The sequence below is a fragment of the Acinetobacter sp. UBA3025 genome (assembly GCF_002367915.1).
In the GTDB taxonomy this organism is placed as follows: Bacteria; Pseudomonadota; Gammaproteobacteria; order Pseudomonadales; family Moraxellaceae; genus Acinetobacter.
Genome location: NZ_DFDO01000302.1, coordinates 1,919 through 7,983 on the forward strand (window position 1 = coordinate 1,919; position 6,065 = coordinate 7,983).

6 protein-coding genes are annotated in these 6,065 nt (G+C 44.1%); 3 read left to right on the top strand and 3 right to left on the bottom strand.

What is annotated here, in order from left to right; genetic code table 11:
* On the top strand, positions 1-549 hold a 549-nt coding region (locus tag B4J23_RS12735), incomplete at its 5' end, for a phosphoribosylaminoimidazolesuccinocarboxamide synthase (protein WP_291361085.1).
* Between the two features lie 267 nt (positions 550-816).
* On the opposite strand, the gene B4J23_RS12740 is transcribed toward B4J23_RS12735, so the two are convergent.
* Positions 817-2,091, bottom strand: a complete 1,275-nt coding sequence (locus B4J23_RS12740; RefSeq protein WP_291361087.1) for a replication-associated recombination protein A — start codon at positions 2,089-2,091, stop codon at positions 817-819.
* Between the two features lie 237 nt (positions 2,092-2,328).
* Between B4J23_RS12740 and B4J23_RS12745 the strand changes: the two genes are divergently transcribed.
* The gene (locus tag B4J23_RS12745; protein WP_034170265.1) at positions 2,329-4,491 is read left to right on the top strand and encodes a putative bifunctional diguanylate cyclase/phosphodiesterase; all 2,163 of its coding nucleotides are present in this window, start codon (positions 2,329-2,331) and stop codon (positions 4,489-4,491) included.
* A gap of 43 nt (positions 4,492-4,534) precedes the next feature.
* On the opposite strand, the gene B4J23_RS12750 is transcribed toward B4J23_RS12745, so the two are convergent.
* Positions 4,535-4,987, bottom strand: coding sequence for a YcgN family cysteine cluster protein (locus B4J23_RS12750; RefSeq protein WP_004781392.1), 453 nt, complete (start codon positions 4,985-4,987; stop codon positions 4,535-4,537).
* A gap of 192 nt (positions 4,988-5,179) precedes the next feature.
* Between B4J23_RS12750 and B4J23_RS12755 the strand changes: the two genes are divergently transcribed.
* Positions 5,180-5,338, top strand: a complete 159-nt coding sequence (locus B4J23_RS12755) for a DUF1328 domain-containing protein (RefSeq protein ID WP_004647174.1) — start codon at positions 5,180-5,182, stop codon at positions 5,336-5,338.
* A gap of 83 nt (positions 5,339-5,421) precedes the next feature.
* On the opposite strand, the gene murJ is transcribed toward B4J23_RS12755, so the two are convergent.
* On the bottom strand, positions 5,422-6,065 hold a 644-nt coding region (gene murJ / locus B4J23_RS12760), incomplete at its 5' end, for a murein biosynthesis integral membrane protein MurJ (protein WP_291361100.1).

Sequence of the window (6,065 nt, forward strand, 5' to 3'; positions counted from 1 at the left end):
ATGGAAAAGCTGGCTGCTGCTGGTATTGAAACTCATTTTGAGAAACTGCTGACACCGACTGAAGTGCTGGTGAAAAAACTTAAAATGATTCCAGTAGAATGTGTGGTACGTAACTATGCTGCGGGTTCTTTATGCCGTCGTCTGGGTGTAGAAGAAGGTAAAGAATTAACGCCTCCTACATTCGAATTGTTCTTCAAGGATGACGCGCTAGGCGATCCAATGGTGAACGAATCTCAAGCGATTGCTTTAGGTTGGGCGACTGCTGAACAACTGGCAAAAATGAAAGAACTGACTTACCAAGTAAACGATGTGCTTAAAGCATTATTCGAAGCGGGTAATATGCTTCTGGTTGACTTTAAACTTGAATTCGGTGTGTTCCACGACCGTATCGTACTGGGTGACGAATTCTCTCCAGATGGTTGCCGTCTATGGGATAAAGACACCAAGAAAAAACTGGATAAAGACCGTTTCCGTCAAGGCCTAGGCGGCGTGGTTGAAGCGTACGAAGAAGTTGCAGCACGTTTAGGTATCAATCTTGAAGATATCTAAATACTAGTAATGCTTCAAAGAACCGGGTTAATAACCCGGTTTTTTATTATCTAATCTTATGATCGAAAAAATGAATTTTATTAATAAAAATGATCGTTTTTACATTATTCAATGCATGCCTTAATATTACTGCATCCCAGCAACATCCCCAGCAGATGCAATCCATCTGATGTTGCTGACCAGATTTATACCCTTACCCTCTAGGATGTATCTCCCCCAAGACATCCTATTTCAGCCCAATTCTCCTTGAATTGGGCTTTTTTTTGCTTATTGCTGCTGTTGTTCCTGCTGCCAGCGACGTTGTTGCAGACGTTCGCCTTCTACTTCACGCTTATTACGTGCCGATTCGTACAGCTTGGTGCCTTTCAGCTCAGGCGGCAGGTAATCTTGCAGGACAAAATGTTCCGGATAGTTGTGTGGATACAGATAATTTACCCCATAGCCCTGCTCTTTCATCATTTTGGTCGGTGCATTACGCAGATGTAAAGGCACTGGCAAATTGGCCGTTTTTTCAGCCAGATCCATCGCCTTGTTAATCGCGAGATAGGTACTATTACTTTTGGCACTGGTCGCCAGGTAAACCGCACATTGTCCCAGAATAATCCGGCATTCCGGCATACCAATCGCTTGAACTGAGCGGAAGCATTCACCCGCTAGCAACAAAGCATTCGGATTGGAATTGCCAATATCTTCTGATGCCGCAATCAGCATACGGCGGGCAATAAAGACCGGATCTTCACCACCTTTCAGCATGCGTGCCATCCAGTACAGGGCAGCATCCGGATCACTACCACGAATCGACTTGATGAAGGCCGAAACCAGATCATAGTGCTGCTCGCCAGACTTGTCATAACGGGCAATATTCTGCTGTGCGACTTTGACCACAATCGCATTAGTAATGATATTTTCCTGATCAGCCTCAAAAGTACTGGCAATCAGATCTAGTAGATTGAGTGCCTTACGCGCATCCCCTGCGGCAAACTGCAATAAGGCGTCAAATTCTTCAATCTGGATATAGCGTTCCTGCAGGAATTTGTCAGTATGAATCGCCTGAGTTAGTAAGGTCTGAATCGCTTCGTCACTCAGCGCATTCAAGGTATAGACCTGACAACGTGACAGCAAGGCACTGTTGACTTCAAAAGATGGATTTTCCGTCGTCGCGCCAATCAGGGTAATTTTGCCTTTTTCGACGGCATTCAGCAGTGCATCCTGCTGGGATTTATTAAAACGGTGAATCTCGTCAATAAACACTACAGGCGTCAGCAGATCACCACTTTCCGCAATGACTTCACGCAATTCTTTCACACCGGTATTGAGTGCAGACAGGCTGATAAATGGCCGGTCCACCGCTTGGGCAAGTAGCAAGGCAATCGTGGTTTTACCTACTCCAGGTGGACCCCAGAAGATAATCGATGGTAAATGCCCTTGGTCAATCATCTGACGTAGAGGTGCATTCTCTCCAAGCAAGTGATCCTGCCCGATAATTTCTGCAAGGTCGCGAGGCCGCAAGCGTTCTGGAAGCGGGATATGACTGTCTGACATCTTATTATTGGCTCAAATTAAATTCTGCTTTCATTCTAACACTGGTAGTTTTGATTCCAATATTTCAAACATTTATGAGAAAAATTTAATTTATGTAAGAAATCTCTATTTTTTTTACAATGAATGGATTAATCTTATGAAAAGTAGATAAATAGAACATGATTAATTACAGGTTAATAACCTTGTAAATTTCACATTATCTCATATTAATTAGAATGGACTTGAGCAACTGATTGGATGCTCTTTGGGTGGTATCGGTGGGGATGCATGAAGCATAATAAATCTAGACGAACAACTGCAGAATGCGCTGATTCGCTTATTTCAACCTTGATACAATCTTCTAATGAACAACAGGCAAAATCCAGATTATTACAAGATCTGATCAATGATGTGCCGCATCCGCTTTGGGTGCTGGGCAAGGATAATATTGAATATTTTAATCAGGCACTTTCGGATTATTTAGGTACCAATTTAAGTGAATATGGTCCTAAAGAATGGCAAAGCCTGATTCATCCAGATGATCAGCCAACGTTTTCTGAGCAATGGCATGCTGGCCTGAATCAGCAACAAGGCTTTAATACCCAGTGCCGGATTAAATCGGCTGATTCCAGCTACCGTATGTGTGCCTTGGCCATCAAGTTTCAGCATACAGCAGAACATCTGCTGCAATGGTCGGTATCACTGACCGATATCCATGAATATTTTGAGATTCAGCAACAACTGTCTCAGGTGATTTCTACCCAGAAAAACATGCTGGATGCCAGTGTCGATTGTATTAAAGTGATGTCTCCACAAGGCGAAATCCGTCATATCAATCAGTCAGCCTGTCATAAGTTAGGGATTGATCCTGAACAGCAGCCTGCCCCGCATTCATGGTTAAGCCTGTTACCCGCTGAAGTTAAAAAAACCGGACAACGCGCTTTAAAACAGGCTGCTCAAGGTTTAAATAGCCGTTTTGTAGAAAAAGCCCAGACGGAGAATGAGGACCCACAATACTGGGATCATTTACTGACTCCAGTATTGGACGAAAATAATATTCCCCAAAATATCCTGTGTGTTTCACGCAATGTCAGTCAGCAAAAAATAGTTGAAAGCCGTTTAAAAGCCGTAATTCAGCGTGATGAGCTGACCGGACTGTATAACCGCAATGCCTTTTATAAGACCTTTAAACAGGTACTGCTAAAAGCCAAGCAACAGCAAATAATGGTTGGCCTGCTCCTGATCGACCTAGACTATTTCCGGCATATCAATGACACTTTGAGTCATATTGCCGGGGACCATTTGCTGCATGTCTTGGGCAAGCGTTTTCAGGCCTGTTTTGGCTCCAATAATATAGTCGTTGCCCGTCTGGGTGGCGATGAGTTTGCTATTTTAGTCAAAAACCTGGAAAACGAAGCCCAGCTGATTAATACTGCACAACTGGCCTATGCCCAACTGGAACAACCAGTGAGTTATGTCGGCCATCGTATGAGTATCGGTATGAGTATCGGTTGTACCGTTTATCCGCGTGATGCCCAGAATAGTTCCAACCTGCTGAAATGTGCCGATATTGCCCTGAATGATCTGAAAAATAGTGGTCGTGGCGGGATTCGCATGTTTAATCAGGAGATGTTCAGGTCACTGGAAAACATGACCAAACAACTGACGCTGGCACGCAAGATTATTCATGCGGATCAGATTATTCCTTATTATCAGCCTAAGGTTCGCCTTTCTGATGGTGAGGTGATTGGTTTCGAAGCCTTACTGCGTTGGCAGGATCAACAGCATCAGATCCAGTTACCCTCTCATATTTTTTCTGCTTTCCAGGACTATGATTTAGCTTCGCGCATCAGTGAAACCATGCAGCTAAAAGTCTTTGAGGATATGAGCCGCTGGCAAGCCGAGGGTCTGGATATACTGCCAATTTCAATCAATGCAGCTCCAGTTGAATTCCTGCGCGATGACTATGCTGAGAAATTCCTGGCTCGTCTATCCCGATTCGATATTCCTGCACATAAGGTTGAACTGGAAATTACCGAGCAGAGCTTATCCGAAGGCGGAGCCAATTATGTGATCCGGGCACTAAACCTGCTAAAAAAACATGGAATTCATATTTCTCTGGATGACTTCGGTACCGGTCATTCTTCCCTGACCCGTTTACAGGAATATCCGGTCGACTGCATCAAGATTGATCGCAACTTTGTAGAACGCATGAACAATGATCCGTCTGCGCTGGCCATTGTCAAAGCCATTACCCAGATTGGTTCCAGTATTTCTCTGGATGTACTGGTCGAGGGTATTGAAAATACTGAACAACTGGACACGCTAATCAATTGTGATTGCCAGATCGGACAAGGTTTTTATTTTTACCGACCTATGTCGGGGTCTTCAGCACAGCAACTGCTACAACAGGCAGCTTAATTTTTTTATTTAATCATTTGACGAGGTTGGATTGCGCTAACAGCTAGCGCACCCAGCGTACGATATATTCATCAATTTCATCTTCATCAATATCGACTTCACTTAAGCAGCGACCAGCAGCAGATTTTTTGGCCTGAATTACGCTTTGTCGTGAACCTGTCTTCAGATAATGCCAGGATGGCAGGCTTTTCCCTTCAGCAACTCGGCGATAGGCACAGCTTGATGGCAACCAGTGAATGGTGTCCAGTTTCTCAGGTGTTAGCTGGATACAATCGGGCACATATTGCAGCCGGTTCGGATAATCCGAACAGCGGGCAGTTTTACAGTCCAGTAATTTGCAAGCCACTTTGGTATAGGCAACTTCGTGGGTGTCTTCATCTTCCAGCTTGATCAGGCAGCAAAGCCCACAACCATCACAAAGCGCTTCCCATTCTTCTGGTGTCAGCTCAGTGAGACTATATTTTTTCCAGAAGTATGGACGTAAGGCATCAGACATAATCAAAACGGCTATGGTAAAAATCAGCTTATTATACCAAGTCTCAACAAAGGAAATGTAGGGACGTGAATCTTATTAATATCACGTAAACTATTGTTAAATCAGAGACAGTACATCAACAAAACACTAACAGTGCCCAAAATCGAATATTCCTATACTGGATTTGAGAATAAAAACACATGGAGAATTGATATGTTTCGCTGGGCTATTATTTTTGCTGTGATTGCCTTAATTGCCAGTCTACTTGGTTTCGGTGGAGTAGCAGGCTTATCTAAGGATTTCGCGATTATCTTATTGGTGATTGCCGTTATTCTTGCCATTGTTGGTTTCCTTTCTCGCGGCAAGGTCTAGCGACTGATTTTTGCTTAAGGAAAAGTTTCCTACAGAAAAAACAAGAGCCATTTGGCTCTTGTTTTTTATGCGCCCAAAATGGATTACGGTTTGATATGGCGTGGTCTGAAACCAGCAGCGACCAATGCGGCCAAATACGCCACTACCCCGACCACACATAAAATCAGTACTTCCAGTACACGCATCCACTGTGATACATCACCATTGTACCAGCTCAGTGCATAGGCCAAAGCTGCAATCATCACCACATTGGCAAACATGAATTGCAGGAAGATTTTTTTCCAGTGTGCACCAAAGCGGAAAATATTGCGTTGATGCAGATAAAAATACAGCAGACCCGCATTGACCATGGCTGAACCGGTCGAAGCCAGTGCCAGCGCCATATGTTCCGCTTCCCAATGAATCAGCTTAAAGAAACCAATAAAGATCACGTTCAGAATTGCATTGGCTGCTACTGCCATTAAACCGACGCGTACCGGTGTACGGGTATCCTGCTGGGCATAAAAGCCGGGAGCAAAGACTTTAATCAGCATAAAGGCAATCACACCGCCACTCATACATTGCAGTGCCAAGGCAGTCATCTGGGTATCTTCAAAAGTGAATTGTCCGCGTTCAAATAATGCCTGAATAATCGGTGTTGACAGCATGAACAGGGCAATACTGGCTGGCAAACCCACCAGTACGATGACTTTCGCCGCCCAGTCCATCATGCCACGGAATTTTTCCG